At 31.7% G+C, this 20621-nt stretch carries 17 protein-coding genes; 10 read left to right on the top strand and 7 right to left on the bottom strand.

Annotated features, from left to right (window positions below):
- Positions 1-188: 188 nt before the first annotated feature.
- Together ACJJVO_RS04190 and ACJJVO_RS04185 are read left to right on the top strand one after the other, a co-directional pair.
- The gene (locus tag ACJJVO_RS04190; RefSeq protein WP_405570838.1) at positions 189-2024 is read left to right on the top strand and encodes a Xaa-Pro dipeptidyl-peptidase; all 1836 of its coding nucleotides are present in this window, start codon (positions 189-191) and stop codon (positions 2022-2024) included.
- Between the two features lie 68 nt (positions 2025-2092).
- Positions 2093-2494 carry a hypothetical protein gene (locus tag ACJJVO_RS04185; RefSeq protein WP_405570835.1) on the top strand — a complete coding sequence of 134 codons (402 nt, stop codon included), beginning with the start codon at positions 2093-2095 and terminating at the stop codon, positions 2492-2494.
- Between the two features lie 116 nt (positions 2495-2610).
- Here ACJJVO_RS04185 and ACJJVO_RS04180 read toward each other — a convergent pair whose 3' ends face one another.
- Complete coding sequence (locus ACJJVO_RS04180) at positions 2611-3252, bottom strand: protein-L-isoaspartate(D-aspartate) O-methyltransferase (protein WP_405570834.1); 642 nt, start codon at positions 3250-3252, stop codon at positions 2611-2613.
- A gap of 152 nt (positions 3253-3404) precedes the next feature.
- Between ACJJVO_RS04180 and ACJJVO_RS04175 the strand changes: the two genes are divergently transcribed.
- From ACJJVO_RS04175 to miaA, 8 genes are all read left to right on the top strand, one after another.
- Positions 3405-4364, top strand: coding sequence for a Gfo/Idh/MocA family protein (locus ACJJVO_RS04175; protein ID WP_405570831.1), 960 nt, complete (start codon positions 3405-3407; stop codon positions 4362-4364).
- 57 nt (positions 4365-4421) lie between these two features.
- A complete protein-coding gene (locus tag ACJJVO_RS04170; RefSeq protein WP_405570829.1) occupies positions 4422-5312 on the top strand; it encodes a 3-hydroxyacyl-CoA dehydrogenase family protein in 891 nt (296 codons plus the stop codon).
- 91 nt (positions 5313-5403) lie between these two features.
- Complete coding sequence (locus ACJJVO_RS04165) at positions 5404-6642, top strand: DUF1015 domain-containing protein (protein WP_405570826.1); 1239 nt, start codon at positions 5404-5406, stop codon at positions 6640-6642.
- A gap of 61 nt (positions 6643-6703) precedes the next feature.
- Positions 6704-7366: a YggS family pyridoxal phosphate-dependent enzyme gene (locus ACJJVO_RS04160; RefSeq protein WP_405570823.1), complete on the top strand. Its 663-nt coding sequence runs from the start codon at positions 6704-6706 to the stop codon at positions 7364-7366.
- 62 nt (positions 7367-7428) lie between these two features.
- Positions 7429-8799 (top strand): exonuclease domain-containing protein, encoded by a 1371-nt coding sequence (locus ACJJVO_RS04155; protein ID WP_405572674.1) that lies wholly within the window; start codon positions 7429-7431, stop codon positions 8797-8799.
- On the top strand, positions 8799-10745 hold the full coding sequence (locus tag ACJJVO_RS04150; protein ID WP_405570821.1) for a DUF3857 domain-containing protein: 1947 nt from the start codon (positions 8799-8801) through the stop codon (positions 10743-10745). Before ACJJVO_RS04155 ends, ACJJVO_RS04150 begins: the two co-directional genes overlap by 1 nt.
- 24 nt (positions 10746-10769) lie before the next feature.
- Positions 10770-11648 carry an ion transporter gene (locus ACJJVO_RS04145; protein WP_405570818.1) on the top strand — a complete coding sequence of 293 codons (879 nt, stop codon included), beginning with the start codon at positions 10770-10772 and terminating at the stop codon, positions 11646-11648.
- Positions 11638-12549 carry a tRNA (adenosine(37)-N6)-dimethylallyltransferase MiaA gene (miaA, locus tag ACJJVO_RS04140; RefSeq protein ID WP_405570816.1) on the top strand — a complete coding sequence of 304 codons (912 nt, stop codon included), beginning with the start codon at positions 11638-11640 and terminating at the stop codon, positions 12547-12549. Before ACJJVO_RS04145 ends, miaA begins: the two co-directional genes overlap by 11 nt.
- Positions 12550-12641: 92 nt before the next feature.
- Here miaA and ACJJVO_RS04135 read toward each other — a convergent pair whose 3' ends face one another.
- From ACJJVO_RS04135 to ACJJVO_RS04110, 6 genes are all read right to left on the bottom strand, one after another.
- The gene (locus ACJJVO_RS04135; RefSeq protein ID WP_405570813.1) at positions 12642-13352 is read right to left on the bottom strand and encodes a response regulator transcription factor; all 711 of its coding nucleotides are present in this window, start codon (positions 13350-13352) and stop codon (positions 12642-12644) included.
- Between the two features lie 10 nt (positions 13353-13362).
- Positions 13363-14931, bottom strand: a complete 1569-nt coding sequence (locus ACJJVO_RS04130) for a sensor histidine kinase (protein ID WP_405570811.1) — start codon at positions 14929-14931, stop codon at positions 13363-13365.
- A 75-nt stretch (positions 14932-15006) separates the two neighbouring features.
- Positions 15007-15594, bottom strand: a complete 588-nt coding sequence (coaE, locus tag ACJJVO_RS04125; protein ID WP_405570809.1) for a dephospho-CoA kinase — start codon at positions 15592-15594, stop codon at positions 15007-15009.
- Complete coding sequence (locus ACJJVO_RS04120; RefSeq protein ID WP_405570806.1) at positions 15595-16539, bottom strand: hypothetical protein; 945 nt, start codon at positions 16537-16539, stop codon at positions 15595-15597. It lies immediately after the preceding gene.
- An 18-nt stretch (positions 16540-16557) separates the two neighbouring features.
- Complete coding sequence (locus ACJJVO_RS04115) at positions 16558-17565, bottom strand: glycosyltransferase (protein ID WP_405570803.1); 1008 nt, start codon at positions 17563-17565, stop codon at positions 16558-16560.
- 168 nt (positions 17566-17733) lie between these two features.
- The gene (locus ACJJVO_RS04110) at positions 17734-20610 is read right to left on the bottom strand and encodes a T9SS type A sorting domain-containing protein (RefSeq protein WP_405570802.1); all 2877 of its coding nucleotides are present in this window, start codon (positions 20608-20610) and stop codon (positions 17734-17736) included.
- Positions 20611-20621 lie beyond the last annotated feature (11 nt).

Raw genomic sequence — 20621 nt, 5'->3', positions numbered from 1 at the left:
CTCCGTTAGAGTGAAATTAGCACTTTGAAACTATTTTGTATCGAAAACCAAATTAAAGATCATACAAAAGCTATTGACGTGTCAAAATCACTAAAATTGACATCGTTCTTGCATAATTAGCTATAACCTATTTGAGTTCTAATATATTCGGCTTATTTTTAAGAACATAATACAAAACCATATCAAAAATGAGCATTTCGCCAAAATCAATTTCAACATTAATAATAGCATTAACAATTTCATTTTTTAGTATCGCACAAGACACTAAAAAAAAGACAGTACCTATTTTTAAAGATGGAGAAGCTCAAATTGTAGAAGCGTTTAGTGATGCGAGTGATTGGATTAGACATGATTTGTGGGTAGAAACAGAATTTGATACTGATGGTGATGGCAAACCAGATCGTATGCACGTTGCTGTAACTCGACCAGAACAAACAGAAACGGAAGGTTTAAAACTGCCAATAATTTACGTCTCTAGTCCTTACTTTGCTGGTGTTGCAGGTGATGCTCCCGGAATTATGTGGGACGTTAATATAGAATTAGGTGAGACAGCAAAAGAACGTGTGCACCCAGAAGTTACGCGTCGTGGAAAACGTCCAATTATTTCAAACTCTCATATTAGAAAATGGGTACCTAGAGGTTATATCGTTGTCCATTCTTCTTCTCCAGGAACAGGATTATCTGACGGAGCACCAACGATTGGTGGGAAAAATGAATCTTTAGCTCCAAAAACAGTTATCGACTGGTTATGTGGACGAGCAAAAGGTTATACTGAACGAGAAGGTAACGAGGAAATAAAAGCCTATTGGTCTTCAGGAAAAGTTGGTATGACAGGTACATCTTATAACGGAACGCTACCTCTAGCAGCTGCAACCACAGGAGTTGAAGGTTTGGAAGCTATCATTCCTATTGCTCCAAACACCTCTTATTATCATTATTACCGTTCTAACGGTTTAGTGCGTTCACCTGGAGGTTATTTAGGTGAAGATATTGATGTATTATATGATTTTGTGCATAGCGGAAAGGAAGAAAACCGTGCTTATAACAACAGAACGATAAGAGATACCGAAATGAAAAATGGTATGGATAGAGAGACTGGTGACTATAATGAGTTTTGGGCAGAAAGAGATTATCTTAATCAAATGGACCATATGAAAGCTGCTTTACTAATGTCACATGGTTTTAATGATTGGAACGTGATGCCAGAACATAGCTACCGTATTTATAAGGCTGCTAAAGAGAAAGGGCTACCAACTCAAATTTACTATCATCAATTAGGTCATGGTGGTCCACCTCCAATGACTATGATGAACCGTTGGTTTACAAAGTATCTTCATGGCATAGATAATGGTGTTGAAAAAGAAGAAAACAAAGCTTATATCGTAAGAGAGAATGATGATAACCAACAACCTACGGCTTATAAAGATTATCCAAATCCTGAAGCTTCTAATGTAACATTTAATCTAACTGCAGGAGGAGTAATGTCTGGTGGTTTAACACTTAAATCTGGTTCTAAAAAAGTTGAAACTTTATCTGACGATGCAACAATATCTGGTAGTGAACTTGCTAAAATAGCTTACTCTAAAAACAGACTATTATATGTAACTCCTAAGTTAAAAAATGATATTCATATTTCGGGTGTACCAAAAGTTAGTATCACATTATCTAGCAATAAATCTGCTGCAAATCTTTCGGTTTGGTTAGTGTCTTTACCTTGGCAAGAAGGAGAAAAAATTACTAGTAATATTATTACACGTGGTTGGGCAGATCCTAAAAACTACAAATCATTAACAGAGGAAGAAGATTTAAAACCTGGTGAGTTTTATACCGTAAATTTCGATTTACAACCAGATGATCAAATCATAAAAGCCGGACAACAAATTGGTTTTATGATCTTTTCTAGTGATAAAGAATTTACCTTACACCCAAAAGCAGGCACTAAATTGACTATTAAATTAGATAAAACATTATTGACTTTACCCGTTGTTGGAGGAAAAGAAGCTTTTACTAAGGCAACGAATTAGTATTGTTTAAATTTTTACAAGAGTATTGATATTTATTAATTGTGCATCATTACTCAAAATCACGAAAAATGGAAATAAAATATAATGAAATAGAAAAATCATTAGAAATTAAAGATGATTTAAAAAATCATTATTTCTTGATAAAAATTATAATGATTTTAAATTTGATAAGTGCGACTTTTCAATTATCTGATATAAATGAAACGGAAATCGGATTTATAGAAATTACATTCCTTTTAGTTGGAATTAGCTCATTAATTATTTTGTGCATTTTTGTTTTTAAAAAATCTACTTCTGAGAAAATACCGATTGAAAAAATTGAGCGATTAAATGAAAAAACAATATTTGGAAAAAAAAGATTCTCATTAAAACTAAGTAACGGAAAAAATCGTGACTTAACGGAATTGAAAACTCAAGCGGAATTTGCTGAATTGAAAAAACTATTTTCTGAAATAGGAATTACAAACTGAAAGAAAAAACGTTGTACAACAGCGTATATAATTTATGGTTAGTTCTTACCTACTTACGAAAGGAAATAAAGTCTTAATTCTAACAGCAAAGTGATCTAAATTCTTAAAATAAAAAACTAATTCTTATCCTCTAACATAGGTACAAATCTAAAATCGCCAAATTCATGTTTTTCAAATTCCTTTGGTCCTTTTCTAATAAATAAGGTCATTACTTGTACATCATCACCAACAGGAATTACCAAGCGTCCACCAATAGCCAATTGACTCAATAATGGATTAGGTACAAAAGGTGCACCTGCTGTTACAATTATACTTTTAAACGGAGCCTCAACTGGTAAACCTTTATAACCATCACCAAATATTAGGCTTTTTGCTCTGTAACCCAATTTAGGCAAAAATTTAGACGTTTTTTTAAAAAGCTCTTGCTGACGCTCTATACTAAAAACTTTAGCGCCAAGTTCTAAAAGCACTGCGGTTTGGTAACCACTTCCTGTTCCAATTTCTAAAACTTTATCGCCAGGTTGCACTTGTAATAATTCAGATTGAAATGCCACAGTATAAGGTTGAGAAATGGTTTGATCTGCAGCAATAGGAAATGCTTTATCTTGATAGGCATGATCTATAAAACCAGAATCCATAAACAAATGTCTAGGGATTTTGCCAATGGCTTTTAATACTCCTTTATCTTTTATTCCTTTTTTTATCAGCGTATCAACAAGTTGCTGTCGCATTCCTTGATGCTTAAATGTATCTTTCAAAGCGTAGTTTAGTTTACGCTAAATTAATTTAAAGATGCAGAAATTCAAAGAAAGAATTTAATCTTTATTTTATTATCATTTTCGCAGTATTTTATATTTTCTTTTTTCAATTTCTGAGCGAAAACGCCTATTTTTGTTAAAAACAGAAAAACATGCTAAAAGCTGGTGTTCTTGGTGCTGGTCACCTAGGTAAAATACATTTAAGGTTACTCAACCAATCTCATAAATATGATCTTGTCGGTTTTTACGATGCAGATCCTGAAAACGCTAAACGTGTCGTTGAAGAATTTGGTTATACATATTTCGATTCTATTGACGATTTAATAGAAGCTGTAGATGTCGTTGATATTGTAACTCCTACCCTTTCTCATTATGATTGCGCTAAAAAAGCCATAAAAAAAGGGAAACATATCTTTATAGAAAAACCTATTACTAATACTGTTGAAGAAGCGGAAACCATTAGAACTTTAGTGGCAGAACATGGTGTAAAAGGACAAGTTGGTCATGTAGAGCGTTTTAATCCTGCATTTATAGGTGTTAAAGAGCAAATAGTAAACCCTATGTTTATAGAATGTCACAGACTAGCTGAATTTAATCCTCGTGGTACTGATGTACCTGTGGTTTTAGATTTAATGATTCATGATATTGATATTATTCTTAGTGTTGTAAAGTCTCCTGTAAAACATATTTCTGCAAGTGGAGTTTCTGTAGTTAGTGAAACACCAGATATTGCCAATGCTCGTATTGAATTTAAAAATGGTTGTGTTGCTAATTTAACAGCAAGTAGAATTTCATTAAAAAATATGCGTAAAACACGCTTCTTTCAAAAAGATGCTTACATCTCAGTAGATTTTCTTGAAAAGAAATGTGAAGTGGTTAAAATGAAAGATGCTCCAGAACAACCTGGTGACTTTGATATGATACTTCAAAATGCAGAAGGCATAAAAAAACAAATTTATTTTGACAATCCCGAAATAGCAAACAACAATGCCATTTTAGACGAATTAGAAACGTTTGCAGATGCCATAAATAACAATACTAAGCCAATTGTTACACTACATGATGGTACGGAAGCATTACGTGTTGCCAATATGATTATCAATCAGTTTTAATTCACCTTTAATGATTAACAGATTCCTATTTTCACAGGAATAAAAATTAAAATTTCAATGAAAAACATAGCAGTTATAGGTGCAGGAACTATGGGAAATGGTATTGCCCATACTTTTGCACAATCAGGATTTAAGGTACAACTTATAGATATTAGTGAAGCGTCTCTAAAACGAGGCATGGATACTATTTCTAGAAATTTAGATCGTATGGTTGCTAAAGAAAAAATTAGCGAATCAGATAAATCTGAAACTTTAGGAAATATTAAAACATTTACGAGTACAGAAGAAGGTGTTAAAAATGCTGATTTAGTGGTTGAAGCTGCAACTGAAAATATCGATTTAAAGTTAAAAATATTTAAACAGTTGGATGAAGTTTGTAGCGAAAACACAATTCTATCTACAAATACCTCTTCTATTTCTATTACTCAAATTGCTGCAGTAACGTCGAGACCTGAAAAAGTGATAGGCATGCATTTTATGAATCCTGTGCCAATTATGAAATTGGTAGAAATTATTAGAGGCTACAGTACTAGTGATGAAGTGACTTCTACAATCATGGAATTATCTAAAACGTTGGGTAAAGTACCAACAGAAGTTAATGATTATCCTGGTTTTGTAGCGAACCGTATTTTAATGCCAATGATAAACGAATCTATAGAAACACTCTATAATGGTGTTGCTGGAGTTGAAGAAATTGATACGGTAATGAAATTAGGCATGGCACATCCAATGGGACCATTACAATTGGCAGATTTTATTGGTTTAGATGTTTGTTTATCTATTCTTAATGTAATGTATGATGGTTTTAAAAACCCTAAATATGCACCTTGCCCTTTATTAGTTAACATGGTAATGGCTGGTAAATTAGGTGTAAAATCTGGTGAAGGTTTTTATGATTATTCTGAAAGTAGAAAGGCAGAGAAGGTTGCTGGGGAGTTTTTGAAGTAAATCGTTTTAGATCATAGATCAACTAAAAGCAATAAACAGACACAATAGGGTGTATAAATCTAAATGACTTTATTAAAAAACAGACACAAAAGTGGTTAAAATAATTCCGTTTAAAGCCGTAAAACCAACCAGAGCTATTGTTGGTCTTGTCGCTTCTCGTCCTTATCAAAGTTATACTTTAGATGAGCGTGAGTCTAGAATGGCCTATAACCCTTATAGTTTTCTTCATATCGTAAATCCTGGTTACAAATATGCTCAAGAAGTTACCGGAGAGGAACGTTACAAATTAGTAAAAAATCGGTATTTAGAATTTAAAGAAGAAGGTATTTTTGTTCAAGATAAAAAGCCTTCATTTTATGTGTATAAAATTGTGAATCGGCATGGCCAAGAATTTAGCGGAATTATTGCTGCAACAAGTGCTGAAGATTATGAGAATAACATTATAAAAAAGCACGAAGATACCATTGCCAAACGTGAAGAAACTTTTAAAACTTATATTCAGACTGTAGGTTTTAATGCTGAGCCTGTTTTATTAACCTATCCAGATAATGCTATTATTGCAAACATTATTAAGGAAACACAAAAGGGTTATGCAGAATTTGAGTTCACCATGACCTATAAAGACACACATTATCTATGGAAAATTGATACCGAGGACACTATAAGCACTATTCAAGAAGAGTTTAAAAAAATGAAAACCGTTTACATTGCTGACGGTCACCATAGATCGGCTTCATCTTACCTTTTATACAAAGATGAAAAGGCAAAAAACCCAAATCATAATGGTAGTGAGTCTTACAACTTTTTTATGTCGTTTTTAATTCCTGAATCTAATTTGGTAATTCATGAATTTAATAGACTAATTAAAGACCTAAATGGTTTAAGCAAAGAAGAATTTTTGATTAAACTTGATGGTTCTTATAGAATTGAAAACAGAGGTGTAATACCTTATAGCCCATCTAATCCTCATCATTTTAGTATGTATTTAGATGGTGAATTTTATTCACTTTATTTAAGAAAAACGGCTTACGAATTTAAAACGGCATTAGATCAACTAGATGCTCAATTATTGTATAAAACAATACTTCAACCTATTTTAAACATTAACGATTTAAGACACGATAACCGCATTTCTTACGTTAATGGACAACACGAAATGGTTACTATAAAAAGTAGCGTAGATAGTGGCGAATTTAAAGTTGGTTTTGGTATGTGCGCATCTAATGTAGAACAGATGAAACAAATTTCAGATGAAGGTTTAACAATGCCTCCAAAAAGCACTTATATTTTACCGAAATTAAGGAGTGCAATAACAATATATGAGTATTAGAACCTAAATTAATAATAATAATAATAAGGACATAGTATTTTCAAAATATAGAAACGAATCAATGAGTATTAAAATAAATTTAGAAAACATTAAATCAACAATACCAGAACACGTAACATTAGTCGCAGTTTCTAAAACCAAACCTGTTAGTGATTTAATGGAAGCCTATAATGCTGGACAACGCATTTTTGGTGAAAACAAAATCCAAGAAATGGCAGACAAATATGCAGAAATGCCAAAAGATATTCAATGGCATATGATTGGTCACGTTCAGCGAAATAAAGTAAAATATATGGCTGAATTTGTGAGTTTAATTCATGGTGTGGATAGCTTTAAATTATTAAAAGAAATTAATAAACAAGCCAAAAATCACGATAGAATTATAGACTGTTTACTTCAAATTAAAATAGCTGATGAAGATAGTAAATTTGGGATGTCTGTTAGTGATGCCACTACCCTTTTACAATCAGATGAATTTTCAGAATTAAAAAATATAAAAGTTGTGGGTCTCATGGGAATGGCAACTTTTACAGATAATATGACACAAGTTAAAAAAGAATTCAAATTCCTAAATAACACGTTTTCAACACTTAAAAACACTAATTCTGACCTAAAAATTAAAAGTATGGGAATGAGTGGTGATTATCAATTAGCAATTGAATGTGGAAGTACAATGATTCGCGTAGGAAGTAGTATCTTTGGTACTAGAAATTATAATAATTAGTTAACTGATATGTCTCAGTTTTCTTACTTTGACAAACAAATAACAATAAATAACGTAACGTTATATACGCAATACTAGACATAGAAACCACAGGTGGCAAGTACAATGAAGAAGGAATTACAGAAATTGCTATCTATCAATTTGATGGTCATAAAGTAACCGATCAGTTTATTTCATTGGTAAATCCTGAGCGTGAGATTCAACCTTTTGTTGTTAATCTTACAGGTATAAATTCTAACATGCTTAAAAATGCACCTAAATTTTATGAGGTAGCTAAACGCATTGTAGAAATTACCGAAGACTGTATAATTGTAGCACATAACTCTTCTTTTGACTACAGGATTTTAAAAACAGAATTTAAACGTTTAGGCTTTCCTTTTAAAAGAAAAACACTTTGTACCGTAGAGCTTTCAAAACAACTTATTCCAGATATGGCATCCTATAGTTTAGGTAAGCTTACTCGTGCATTAGGCATACCTATGAGCGATAGACACCGAGCGAATGGAGATGCTATGGCAACGGTAAAATTATTTAAGATGCTACTCGCTAAGGATTTAGACAAAGTTATTGTTAAAGATGCTATTAAAGTAGAACAGAAGTCTAAAATGGCTTCTAATCTTAATTCTATTATTGAAGAAATGCCTTCAGATACTGGCGTCTATTATATTCATAATAGCGATGGAGACATTATTTATATTGGTAAAAGTAACAATATAAGAAAGCGGATTATTCAACACTTTACAGGTACAAATTCTAAATCTAAAAAAATACAGCGGTTAGTAAGTACTGTAACTTACGAAAAAACAGGAAGCGAATTAGCCGCGTTACTCAAAGAAAGCGCTGAAATAAAAAAGAACAAACCTATTTTTAATAGAGCATTAAGGAGAACTATATTTACTCATGCACTCTACAGTTCAATTGATGATAATGGCTATATAAATCTTACCATTGACAAATCTAATAGAGAAGAAACTCCCATTACTACATTTAGCACAAGAGCAAGTGGAAAGCATTTTATGTTTAAAGTTGTTGACCAATATCATTTGTGCCAAAAACTCACAGGTTTATATAATACCAAAACGAGTTGCTTTAAATATGATGTAAAAGAATGTGAAGGAGCTTGTATTAATGAAGAACCTGTAGAAATTTACAATAAAAAAGTAACTCGTCTTATTGAAAAATACAGTTATGATAGTAAGGATATTCTTATTATAGATAAAGGTAGAACTATTGAAGAAAAATGTGCGTTTTTAATAGAAAATGGGATTTTTAAAGGCATGGGATTTTTTGATTTAAATCATCAGATAAATAATAAAAAAATACGCTCCTCCTTAATTACACCTATGGATAATGATAGAGACACTCAACATATCATTCAGAGTTATATGCGGAGAAATAAAAGACTTAAAATTATAGATTTAAATAATAATTAATGAAGATAAAGTTTTTAATAATTGCTATTTCTTTGTCATGTTTTAGCTTCTCTCAAGATTACAATGCCGCGATGTCAGTTCATAAAAATGAATTAAAACTGACCGGATATTCCAAAGATTCAACTGCAAGTGCATTAGTTATTTACGATTATGGTAACAGCTATGTCGACAAAAACACATTTTGGTTAAGAACAGAAATTAAGCAAAAAATAAAAATTCTAAGAACTAACGGTATTGAAAGAGGTGAATTTGAAATAAAACTTTACAAAGGAAAATCTTCAGAAGAAAAAATTAAATCCATAAAAGGCACTACTTACAATATAGATGGTGATAAGATTGTAAAAACAGAATTAACAGAAGATGCTATTTTTGAAGAAGAAAATGACGACTACAAATTGGTGAAATTTGTGTTACCAAATGTAAAAATAGGCAGCATAATAACGGTAAGTTATGAAACTCAATCTCGTTTTATGACTAAATTTCAACCATGGTATTTTCAAGGGCAAGATCCAGTACTTTATAGTGAATACAATACTAGTATTCCAGGTAATTACGAATACCACATTAAGCTCGTGGGTACATTACCACTTGAGACCCATGACAAAAGGTTAGAAAAAAGGTGTATCGAAGGGAGGGCAAATTCTTTTGCAGATTGCGCAGTTTCGAAGTATGTAATGAAAAATATACCTGCATACAAACCTGAAGCATTTACAACTACATCCTTAAATTACACTTCTAGAATTGAATATGAACTTAGTGTAATAAAAGGTTTTGATGGTAGTATTAATAAATACACTAAAAATTGGGACGTTGTAGACCGAGAACTAAAAACGGACAAGGATTTTGGAAAACAAATCAGTAAAAAAAGCCTTGTAAAAGATATCTTACCAAATTCAATTTCTTTATTAGAAGATAACTTAGCTAAAGCAAATGCCATCTACCAATTTGTGTTAAATAATTATAAATGGAATGGTAAATCTGAACGTTACGATGTCTCAGTTAAAAATTTAATTAAAGAAAAAGTTGGTAGTGTTTTCGAAATTAATTTATTATTAGAAAACCTATTAACGAGTGAAGGTTTTCAAACATTCCCTGTCTTAATGTCAACACGAGGAAATGGCTTTGTTACTAAAATATATCCCGTTCTTTCAGATTTTAATTATGTTATTGTAAAAACAACTATAGATGGCAAGGACTATTTTTTAGATGCTACAGACCCTTATCATTCATTTGGTGAACTACCATTTAGGTGTTTAAACCAATACGGACGATTGATTGATTTTGAAAATGAAAGTCATTGGGAACCGATAAATGTAGATGGGTATTCAACTAGAACACATCGTGCGGAAGTTGCCTTATCTAATGACGATTTAATTTCAGGAAACATAAAAAGTAATTTCACTTCTTATCATTCCAATAAATATAAGCAACAATATAATGAACACCCTAGTGATTATATTGAAAACAAAGCAAACTACTATAACAACATAGTTATTGCCGACCACAAAGTCTTAGATTTTGATAAAACACAACCTAAGTTTACTGAAAGTATCGATTTTTCTATTGAACCAGAATTTGTTGGTAATAAAATTTATTTAAACCCTTTTCTTATAAAGTTTTTTGATGAAAATCCTTTTAAGCTTCAAGAACGCACATATCCCATAGATTTTGGATACAAAGACATATATACTTATAGCTTAAAGATAGATATAAATGATAAATTTAAAATTTTAGAAACACCTTCTGTCCAGCAATATGCATTACCTGAAAACGCAGGAAGTTTAATCTTTAATACAGAGTCAAAAAACAACCAAATCGTTGTATATTTTAAAGTTAAATTTAATAATACTTTATATTCAAGAGAATTTTACCCTTATCTAAAAACCTTTATGGATAAGGTAGTAGAAATTCAAAATAATACAGTTATCGTTTTAGAAAAACAATAATTTTACTTTTCGTATTTTTAAGACATGGAATCAAATCAAAAACATAATTGGAAAACTATACTTCATGAAATAATTTATGAAGCAGATACACCAGCTGGAAAAAGGTTTGATGTAATTTTACTAATATTTATTTTACTCAGTATTTTACTTGTAATGCTAGAGAGTGTTGCTAGTATTGATAAAGAATATCATCAACTATTATATATTGGAGAATGGATTGTTACCATTTTATTTTCAATTGAATATATTTTAAGAATTGTAAGTGTAAAAAAACCAGTAAAATATATCTTTAGTTTTTTTGGTATAATAGACTTCTTATCAACCATACCAATGTACGTTGCATTTTTATTTGGAGGAGCACAAGCATTAGTTACTTTAAGAGCGTTACGTTTACTTAGGGTTTTTAGAATATTAAAACTTGCTCGTTATTTAGGTGCGTCTAATCAATTAAAAGATTCCATAATTGCGAGTAGAGTTAAGATTTTGGTTTTTTTATTTGCAGTAATGGTTTCTTCAATAATCTTTGGAACTATTATGTACTTAGTAGAAGGCGAAGTTAATGGTTTTGACAATATTCCAAAAAGCGTCTATTGGTGTATTGTTACTTTAACAACTGTAGGTTTTGGAGATATTGCTCCACAAACACCTTTAGGGCAATTTATAACTACATTTATTATGATTTTAGGTTATGGTATCATTGCTGTACCAACCGGAATTGTATCTGCAGAATACACTAAAAGTAGCCTTAAAGCTGATGAAGCAAATGCTAAAAAACAAGAAGGTCAAGACATTGAAGATCTACACATGAATTCGCAATGCTGTATTAATTGTTTAGATACTAAGCACCAAGATGGTGCAGAATACTGTCACAAATGTGGACATAAAATGCATCATGACTTATAACAATACGCTTATTTCAATAGTTGGCCCAACAGCCATTGGTAAAACAGCTTTAAGTATTAAACTTGCTCAGCATTTTAATACTGAAATCATCTCAGCTGATTCTAGACAATTTTTTAAAGAAATGTCCATTGGCACAGCCGTACCATCTTTAGAAGAGTTGGCAGGAGCTCCTCATCATTTTATTCAACATCAATCCATAAATGATAATTTTAATGTTGGAGATTTTGAACGCGCAGCGATTTTAAAAATAAAAGAATTACACCAAACGAATCCTACCCTTGTAATGGTTGGTGGTTCTGGGTTGTATGTAAAAGCTGTAACGAAAGGCTTAGATTATTTTCCAGAAGTAGATTCTAGTATAAGAACAAATCTTAATTTACAATTTGAAAAAGATGGTTTACTTAATTTGCAAGAGCAGTTAAAAGATTTAGATCCGCAAGCTTATAAAACAATTGCTATAGATAACCCACAACGTGTTATTAGAGCTTTAGAAATTTGTATTGGTACAGGTAATCCATATTCCTCTTATTTAACTAATCCTGAAAAAAAGCGTAATTTTAAAACAATCTCTATTGGATTAAATGCAGAACGTTCAATAATATACGATAGAATTAACCAACGTGTTGATCTAATGGTTGAAAATGGCTTATTAGAGGAAGCAAAATCCCTTTTTTCATATAAACATCTTAATGCCTTAAATACGGTTGGCTACAAGGAATTATTTAACTATTTTGAAGGTAACTTCACACTAGATTTTGCCATTTCTGAAATTAAGAAAAATACAAGACGTTTTGCTAAACGACAACTAACCTGGTTTAGAAAAGATAATACTATAAAATGGTTTAATTTTGAAACTGACGCTAAAGAAATTATAAAATATATTGAGAACAATAGCATCTAATGATTAGCTAGTCCTAACCCAATATTACAATAGTATCCATAAAAAAATCCAGTTCAAAGAACTGGATTTTAAAACTATATAGAATTCACTAATTATTTATCGGTATTTATGACTAATCTAAATCCTTCACCATGAATGTTTAAAATTTCAACATTCGGATCTGGTTTTAAGTATTTACGCAATTTTGCAATATACACATCCATACTTCGAGACGTAAAGTAGTTATCATCTCTCCATATTTTAGTTAATGCTAATTCTCTTGGCATTAAATCATTTTCATGTAAAGCCAATAAACGTAATAACTCATTTTCTTTTGGTGATAATTTAGTAGGATCACCTCCATCAAACTTTAAAAAACGTAATTTAGAGTTAAGATCAAAACGACCAATCTTAAATTCAAATTGTTTACTATCTGCTACAGAATCAGTTGCCTTACGCTGTATAATAGCTTTAATTTTCATTAATAATACTTCGCTATCAAACGGTTTGTTAAGATAATCATCTGCTCCAACTTTATAACCTTTAAGTACATCTTCTTTCATGGCTTTAGCCGTTAAAAAGATAATTGGCACGTCTGCATTCTTTTCTCTTATTTCTTTAGCTAAAGTAAATCCATCCTTATATGGCATCATTACATCTAAAATACATAGATCGTAATCATCTTTTTTGAACTTTTCAAAGCCTTCCATACCATTTTTAGCATGTACAACGTCGTAATCGTTCATCATTAAATAATCTTTTAAAACAGTTCCAAAATTTGGATCGTCTTCTACCAAAAGTATTTTTTTATTTTGCTCTTCCATAATTCGTTTTTTATGATATTAACGGCATCTTTATAACAAAAGTACTGCCTTTTCCTTTTTCACTTTCTACTGATATATGACCTTGATGGTCTTCTACTATTCTTTTTACATAGGCCAACCCTAGACCATGTCCTTTTACATTATGTACATTTCCTGTATGTTCTCTATAAAACTTTTCAAACACACGTTTGGCAACAGCTTTGGTCATTCCATTACCTTGATCAGATATTTTTAAAATAATATTATTACCAACATTTTCGGTATACACATCTATTTTTGGTGCATCATCCGAGTATTTAATAGCATTGTCTAATATATTTACAATAACATTGGTAAAATGCGTTTCATTTGCTAATACTGATGACTTATCAGCGTTTAAATGTGTTTTTACATAACCTTGTCTATCTTCAACTATTAACTCTACATGTGTAATAGCATCTTCTATTAAGTCGTGCAACTCATAACGTTCCTTACTAATGTTCAGTTCATTTTTATCTAATTTAGAAATACGCAATACATTTTCTACCTGTGCATGCATGCGTTTATTCTCTTCCTTTATCATTCCCAAATAACGCAGTACCTTTTCCTGATCGTTGAGTATCTTAGGGTTTTTAATAGAATCTAAAGCCAAATTAATAGTTGCTATTGGTGTTTTAAACTCATGCGTCATATTATTAATAAAGTCCGTCTTAATTTGTGAAATTTGACGTTGTCTAATTAATTGATAAATAGCACTTCCATAAGCAATAATTATAATACTTGTAAATACTATTGAAAGCACAATCATCTTTATAATAGATGATAACAGGTATTTCTTTCTTTCAGGAAACTCTACCCATAAATTATATGTACTTTCATTATTATTATCTAAAAAAACTTTTACACCTCTAAAATCATTTTCCTTATTGAAATTTTCAGTCTGTACTTTTGTCGCTAAATCATTGTCATAAATTCCAAATTCAAAGTCTAAATCTATACCTTCATTCTTTAGCTCTCTATCTAATATATTTGCAACTTGTTGTGTTGAAATTCTCAAATAGACTGGTTTATCCTTAAGTAAAGTTTTAAATGTATCTTCATACATTTGCTTATCTAAAGCCGTTAAAGAAGAGTATTCTTTTAATCTTGTTTCAGGATCTATTCGTCTATTTCCATCAATTTTTACATTATTATAAGTGTCTGTTACACGTGCGCTAAAAAGCTTACTCACGCTAAAACTATCTGCATCAATCTCATCAAACATTGATGGCACCTTATAGAGCTCTTCAAAAACAGTATTAAAATGAACTATTTTTTTATCATTAATATCATCTTCAGTGGCAATAAATAATTCTTTTATAATAGAAGAATTAGCTTTATTCTCATTGTTTAAATATGGTCGAAGCTTCTGAAGATAATCTCTATATTCACTTTCTGCTATAGAATTAGAGGTTAAACTTAAAGCTCTAGTTACACTTAGAGTAAAATTCTTCTTTTCATTTTCTATACTATTATTTATAAAAAATGATTGTACAAAAATTATACCTATAAGAGATAAACTCATTAAGACTATTAATAATATAAATAGCTTTTTGCTCATCAGCCAAATTTAACATTTTAACATTTAGTATAAATTAGGTTTAACCTAACGTTAACAAAAGAAAATAATAAATTATCAATTTATTTTTTTGAGGATGGATTTATGGATTTTAAAGGCCTGTTGTTTAGCATCTTCTAAATCATTGTTTAGGATAACAAAGTCAGACTTCTTAATTTTCTCAGTATCAGACAACTGATTTTCTATAATCGATTTTACCTTTTTTTCTGAAGAATTATCGCGTTTCATTACGCGTTGTATTCTCAATGCTTCGTCTGCAACAACAGTTATAATGTAATTGTACTGGTTTTCTAGATTATTTTCAAATATTATTGCAGCCTCCTTTATCACATAATCAGCGTTTTGTTTTTTAAGCCATCGCTTAAAATGTGCTGCTACTTTTGGATGGACAATAGCATTCATTTTTGAAAGTAACGATCTATCATTAAAAATTTTTGAAGCTAAATATGGTTTATTCAATTCACCATCTATATAGGCATCACTACCAAACAAATCTATCAGTTTTCGTTTAATAACTTTAGAACGTTTCATTAAAGCCTTAGCCTCATCATCTGCAATATAAACAGGCACACCAAAAGATTGAAAACATTTTAAAATTGTTGTTTTTCCACTTCCTATTCCACCTGTTAATCCGACTACTACCATTTATAACTTAATAAAATCTATTCGTTTTTGTTTAATATTTATATGTTTTACAAAATTGGGTTTCTTAACCACTTTAGGCACCAAATAAGTTTGATTTTCTTCCAATTCAGCATAATTACACTCTACTTTAAAGTCTGAAGTGTTTACGGCATTATAATTTTCTAAATCTACGTAATAAGAAATACTTACGGTTTTTGGAAAATAATTAATGGTTACATCATTAGGTTGGTTGGTTATGGTTAAAGGTACGTCTACAGTACCTTCTGTAAAACGAGCAACTTCAGCAGATACCTTAATTGATTTTGGAAATATTTCGATATTCTGATAATCTGAAATATCTAATTTTACACTTTCATTAATTTTACTTTTAATATCTTTTAAAACCAGATCTTCTGTGGTAATGGTATTAATTTTATCTACTTCAGAAGCTGCACCAACAATTTTCACACTATCTATATCAAATTTAAAGTCTCCTTTTAAATCATAACCCACAACATAATTAATAGTTTGTTTTAAAGTTATTGGAACCTTTTTTGAAGCACGCTTCGAAAATGCAATTAGAAGCGTGTCTGGTAATACAGAAACCAAATCATAGGAACTCCCTAATTGACTCTCAATAAGAAATTTATGTTTTTGTACGTCGAATATAAAATGATTTGATTTTACTGTAACCTCCTTTTTAGCTTTTACTTGAAGTACTTTAGAATTCTTGAACATTAGAGGCACTAAAGCGAATCCTTTAGCTTCAACATACGCAATAATGTAATTGGCTGAGTCATTTTTTAATACAATTTCATCTTCAAAACCAACTAAATTTACTTTTAGTTTTATGGTTTGTTTGTAATCATTTGAAAGCTTTGATATAATTAAAAACACAAATGAAATAGCAAAGAACAGACTAAAACGTTTTACGCTTTTCTTTTTTAACTGGTCTAATATGTTCATTTTTTTCTTTGAATTCATTTATAATTTAAAAAATAAATGAGGAAATGATTCTTCAGGATTTTTACCCAATACAAGTAATGTAAATGTTGATTTTAAAAATCCATAACCATAGCCAAAAAACTGAATAATTATAGCTAGCAACGCTTGAAATGCAACACTTAAACTTCGATTAGAAATTAATGCCAAAACAAATGCTAAAATAAAATAAAAGCCATATAAATATAACGGCAGATTAATATGAAATAGTGCCATTATTATTGAAACAATAAACCCTAAACTAAACAAAGTAGGAAACCAATACACTATACTTTTTGATTTTGGATGCCATTGATTAAGAATTGGCCTTACCATACCAAATTTATTCACTTGCTTGTAAAATTTAGACCAAGAGACACGACGCTTATGATATACAAAAGCACTCTGAATTAATGTAGTTTTAAAACCTAACTTATGTAAGCGCAATGATAAATCCGGATCTTCTCCTGGATGAATTTTACCAAACCCACCAGAAGCCAAAAAGGCTTTTTTAGATAAACCCATATTAAAACTTCGAGGCTGAAAATCTTCAACCTTTTGTTTTCCACCTCGTATACCACCTGTTGTAATAAAAGAGGTCATAGCAAAGTTTATGGCTTTTTGAAGATTTGTAAAAGAGCTGTGTGCCGCATCTGGTCCACCAAAACAATCATAATACGTTGTCTCCAAAAATTTATCAACCTCTATTAAATAATTTGAAGGCAACAAAACATCTGAATCTAAAATTATAAAATAGTTACCTTTTGCTTTTTGCATACCAAAATTCCTTGAATCACCAGGACCAGAATTAGGCTTGAAGTAATAAGAAATATTTAGTTGATCCTTAAATTGTTCTACGATCTGTTCTGAAGTTTCTGTAGAACCATCTTCAATAATTACAATTTCATAGTTGTATTGCCCTTCAAAATTTAAAAAACTTTCTAAGAGTTCTTTAATTTCATCTGGTCTGTTATATACAGGAATAATAAAAGAAAAAGTAATCGTCTTCATATACGCAAAGGTAAATAAACCAAGTACAACTTTTAATAGATATTATAGCTTAAATTGAATTCGGTTCTAATCCGAAAGAATAAAAATTGAAGGATATAAAAACGTAAAGTATTAAGCAAAAAAAAGCCGCTAAAAATAGCGGCTTTTAAAAATTATAATGAGATTAGCTTATTGCTTAATCACTCTAATAGTTTCAGTTACATTACCAATAGTTACTTTAACAAAGTAAGCACCAGTTTGTAAGCTAGACATGTTAATATCGCTATCAACAGTATTAGGTGTTACTCTTAATACTTCTTGACCTAGCATATTATACATTGCCACTTGCTCTATTGTGTTTTGAGCATTTAATGTTAATGTATTTTTAACTGGGTTAGGATAGTATGTAAAAGCTACTTCGTTCTCAACATTTCCAACACTTAAAGAAGCGCTATATGCTGAAATTGAGAAAGGCTCAACTTCATCACCCAAATATTCCCAAACTCTTACGTAAATTGTTTCTCCACCTGTTAAACCTGTTAATTCAAGTTGAGAATAATTATCTCCAAAACCTGGTACATCGTCATCATCACATTCTAAAGAAGTTAATGCACCACATGTACCTGTAAACGCCTCAATTACTGAATCAAAACCTGTACCTCCTGATGAATCATCACCAACTTGAATAGTAACATCTCCACTTGCCGGTACTACAATAGAATACCATACTCCAGCTCCATCTGAACCACAAGAAGCAGCTTCTGCATCTGCTGTTGCTCCTGCAACTGTTCCATCAACAGGGTTATCAGCGAAAACTGCTCCTGGTGTTAAAACTGTAGCGTTAAGACATTCATCATTAGTTGGAGGACAGCTATATGAAGCTGATCCTATAGTCTCACATGATGCATCTTGATCATTTAATATTGAATAGTTAATAGTTGTTCCACTTGCATATGGTCCAAAGCTAACAATACCTGTAGTCGAAACTTGCTGATCTGCGCTGCCTTGATCATCAGATACAGTAACTGAAGTCGCAGTACCTAAGCTTGTTACATCTACATCTACAGAAAACTGAGTATTTGCACAATCCTCTACAACTGTATATGTAGCTTCTGCATTAACACATGTGTTTTCAGTAATATCTAGTGTGTAAGTTGTACTTTGAGGCGTAGCCCAAGTAGAAATCACAATATAATATGTTGTTCCATTTGTAACGGACACTTCTAAACTGTAATCATCCGTAATACCTCCATTACCATAACCCGCAACACATTCAGTTCCTATATTTGCACAGTCTGTATACACAAAAAGTCCAGAATAAGTACTTCCAATTGCTGACATTGCAATATTAATTGTAGCATCTGCAGTTGCTGTATAAGCATACACAACATCGTCACCATTTAAATAACTACTAGTTGTACCACATCCAGTAGCACCAGGAGAAGCTGAATAATCATCACCATAGCTCGCTGTATCGTCAGTTGTTGTATAAGGTAAAGCAGCTACATCAATAGCCGTTTCACAAGTTGCACCTATAGGCGCTGATTCTGTTGTAAAACTCCATATTGCACAGCCAGTTGCAATAGAAACACCATTTAAAGGCCTAACTTGCCAGTAAATCGTAGTATCAAAACCTGCAACGTTTAAATCTGCTGTTAAGTCTGTATAGTTGCCTTCCAAAGTTAAATCAGAACCATCAGATTCAGTACCTGAATATAGATTATAACTTGTAGGTACTGGACCAGTCGTAGGCGCTTCCCAAGTTAAAGTTACAGCTCCTACTGCGATATCAACTTCACCAGATACTGGTAAAGGATTAGCAACACAGTCTGGTGCAGTTGGCACTATATATTCTTCAAAACAAACATCTATCACACCTGCTGCCGTGTCTAACCAGAAATATGCTAAATATTCAGTTGATGGTGTCAAATCAACAACTACTGTTGATGCTGCAAGTGTATTGTTATTACATAATATTTCTGTTCCACCACAAGCGTCATATATTGCAACACCTAAAGCAGTTGATCCATTAACATTAATAGTAACTGCACCTGTAGCAGTTGGTGTGAATGCCACCCAATATCCTACATTACCAAAAGCATCACAACTTGTTAAAGTCTCAGAGCCACCATTATCAAAATCTAGGCTAATTGGAGTGGCTGTAGAACAATCTGTTTCTACAGTAGCACTAATAGCAGTAGAACACTCTTCACCTAATAATGGCTGAGACCACTGAACAGTTACATATGAGCTATCTCCACTAGCTCCACAGTTAGCTTGCACATAAATATCGTAAGTCTCTCCTGGAGTCAAACTAGATAAACTTAACAAAGGAGTTGTCATTACAGTACCTGTTGTACCACCATCTCCTTGAACGTAAGGAGACACTCCATACTCATATGTCCAATCTGTTTCCATGTTACCTGCCGACCAAGTTATATCTGCCGTATCAATTCCTGTAGGCGATGCAGCCAAAGCTATCGGATCTGGACAAGAAGGAGGTGTAGCCGATGTAATCGTTGGTGATGATAAACAAAATCCCCATTGATATCCATCTAAATCGTCATAAGAAAAACGATATTGAAAACCAGACAACTGCGTTGCAGTGTAACCAGCAATGTTAACTACTGAAGAAGTGTAAGCTACAGTACCTGCACATGATTGGTAATCTGTATTAGTAGAATTTCCCTCAAAAGTTTCAGCTACAGACCAAGTCATTGCATCAGCATCATAAGTTTCTAATATCAATATTTCACCTAACGATCTAAATACTATTTCTCCGCTTATAGTAATCCATGTTTCACCAGCTGTACTTGCTGCTGTAAGATCAATAATTGGCGACGTTGCTTGAACATCATCAAGCGAGCCAAAGCCTGCTGCGTCATCATCAAAGCCAAAAGTAGCATCCACGGTTGGGTCACTTAATAAGCCTGCAGCTGTATAAGTACCAGATATGGTCCAATCAGCACTAGGCCAACCTGCAGCTTCATTTAATGTTTGTGCCATACCGCTGTATGAAAACAACAGCGCTATTGCCATTAAAAATTTTAATGTAATTTTCTTCATAAAATTCATTT

Source organism: Winogradskyella sp. Asnod2-B02-A (assembly GCF_045063645.1).
In the GTDB taxonomy this organism is placed as follows: domain Bacteria; phylum Bacteroidota; class Bacteroidia; order Flavobacteriales; family Flavobacteriaceae; genus Winogradskyella.
The sequence above is the reverse complement of the archived record's forward strand: the minus strand, read 5'-3'. Positions and strand labels throughout refer to the sequence as shown.

Coding starts and splice junctions, on each gene's coding strand:
- ACJJVO_RS04190 (WP_405570838.1), top strand. CDS start 189: ATGAGCATTTCGCCAAAATCAATTTCAACATTAATAATAGCATTAACA.
- ACJJVO_RS04185 (WP_405570835.1), top strand. CDS start 2,093: ATGGAAATAAAATATAATGAAATAGAAAAATCATTAGAAATTAAAGAT.
- ACJJVO_RS04175 (WP_405570831.1), top strand. CDS start 3,405: ATGCTAAAAGCTGGTGTTCTTGGTGCTGGTCACCTAGGTAAAATACAT.
- ACJJVO_RS04170 (WP_405570829.1), top strand. CDS start 4,422: ATGAAAAACATAGCAGTTATAGGTGCAGGAACTATGGGAAATGGTATT.
- ACJJVO_RS04160 (WP_405570823.1), top strand. CDS start 6,704: ATGAGTATTAAAATAAATTTAGAAAACATTAAATCAACAATACCAGAA.
- ACJJVO_RS04150 (WP_405570821.1), top strand. CDS start 8,799: ATGAAGATAAAGTTTTTAATAATTGCTATTTCTTTGTCATGTTTTAGC.
- ACJJVO_RS04145 (WP_405570818.1), top strand. CDS start 10,770: ATGGAATCAAATCAAAAACATAATTGGAAAACTATACTTCATGAAATA.
- miaA (WP_405570816.1), top strand. CDS start 11,638: ATGACTTATAACAATACGCTTATTTCAATAGTTGGCCCAACAGCCATT.
- ACJJVO_RS04135 (WP_405570813.1), bottom strand. CDS start 13,352: ATGGAAGAGCAAAATAAAAAAATACTTTTGGTAGAAGACGATCCAAAT.
- ACJJVO_RS04130 (WP_405570811.1), bottom strand. CDS start 14,931: ATGAGCAAAAAGCTATTTATATTATTAATAGTCTTAATGAGTTTATCT.
- coaE (WP_405570809.1), bottom strand. CDS start 15,594: ATGGTAGTAGTCGGATTAACAGGTGGAATAGGAAGTGGAAAAACAACA.
- ACJJVO_RS04120 (WP_405570806.1), bottom strand. CDS start 16,539: ATGAACATATTAGACCAGTTAAAAAAGAAAAGCGTAAAACGTTTTAGT.
- ACJJVO_RS04115 (WP_405570803.1), bottom strand. CDS start 17,565: ATGAAGACGATTACTTTTTCTTTTATTATTCCTGTATATAACAGACCA.
- ACJJVO_RS04110 (WP_405570802.1), bottom strand. CDS start 20,610: ATGAAGAAAATTACATTAAAATTTTTAATGGCAATAGCGCTGTTGTTT.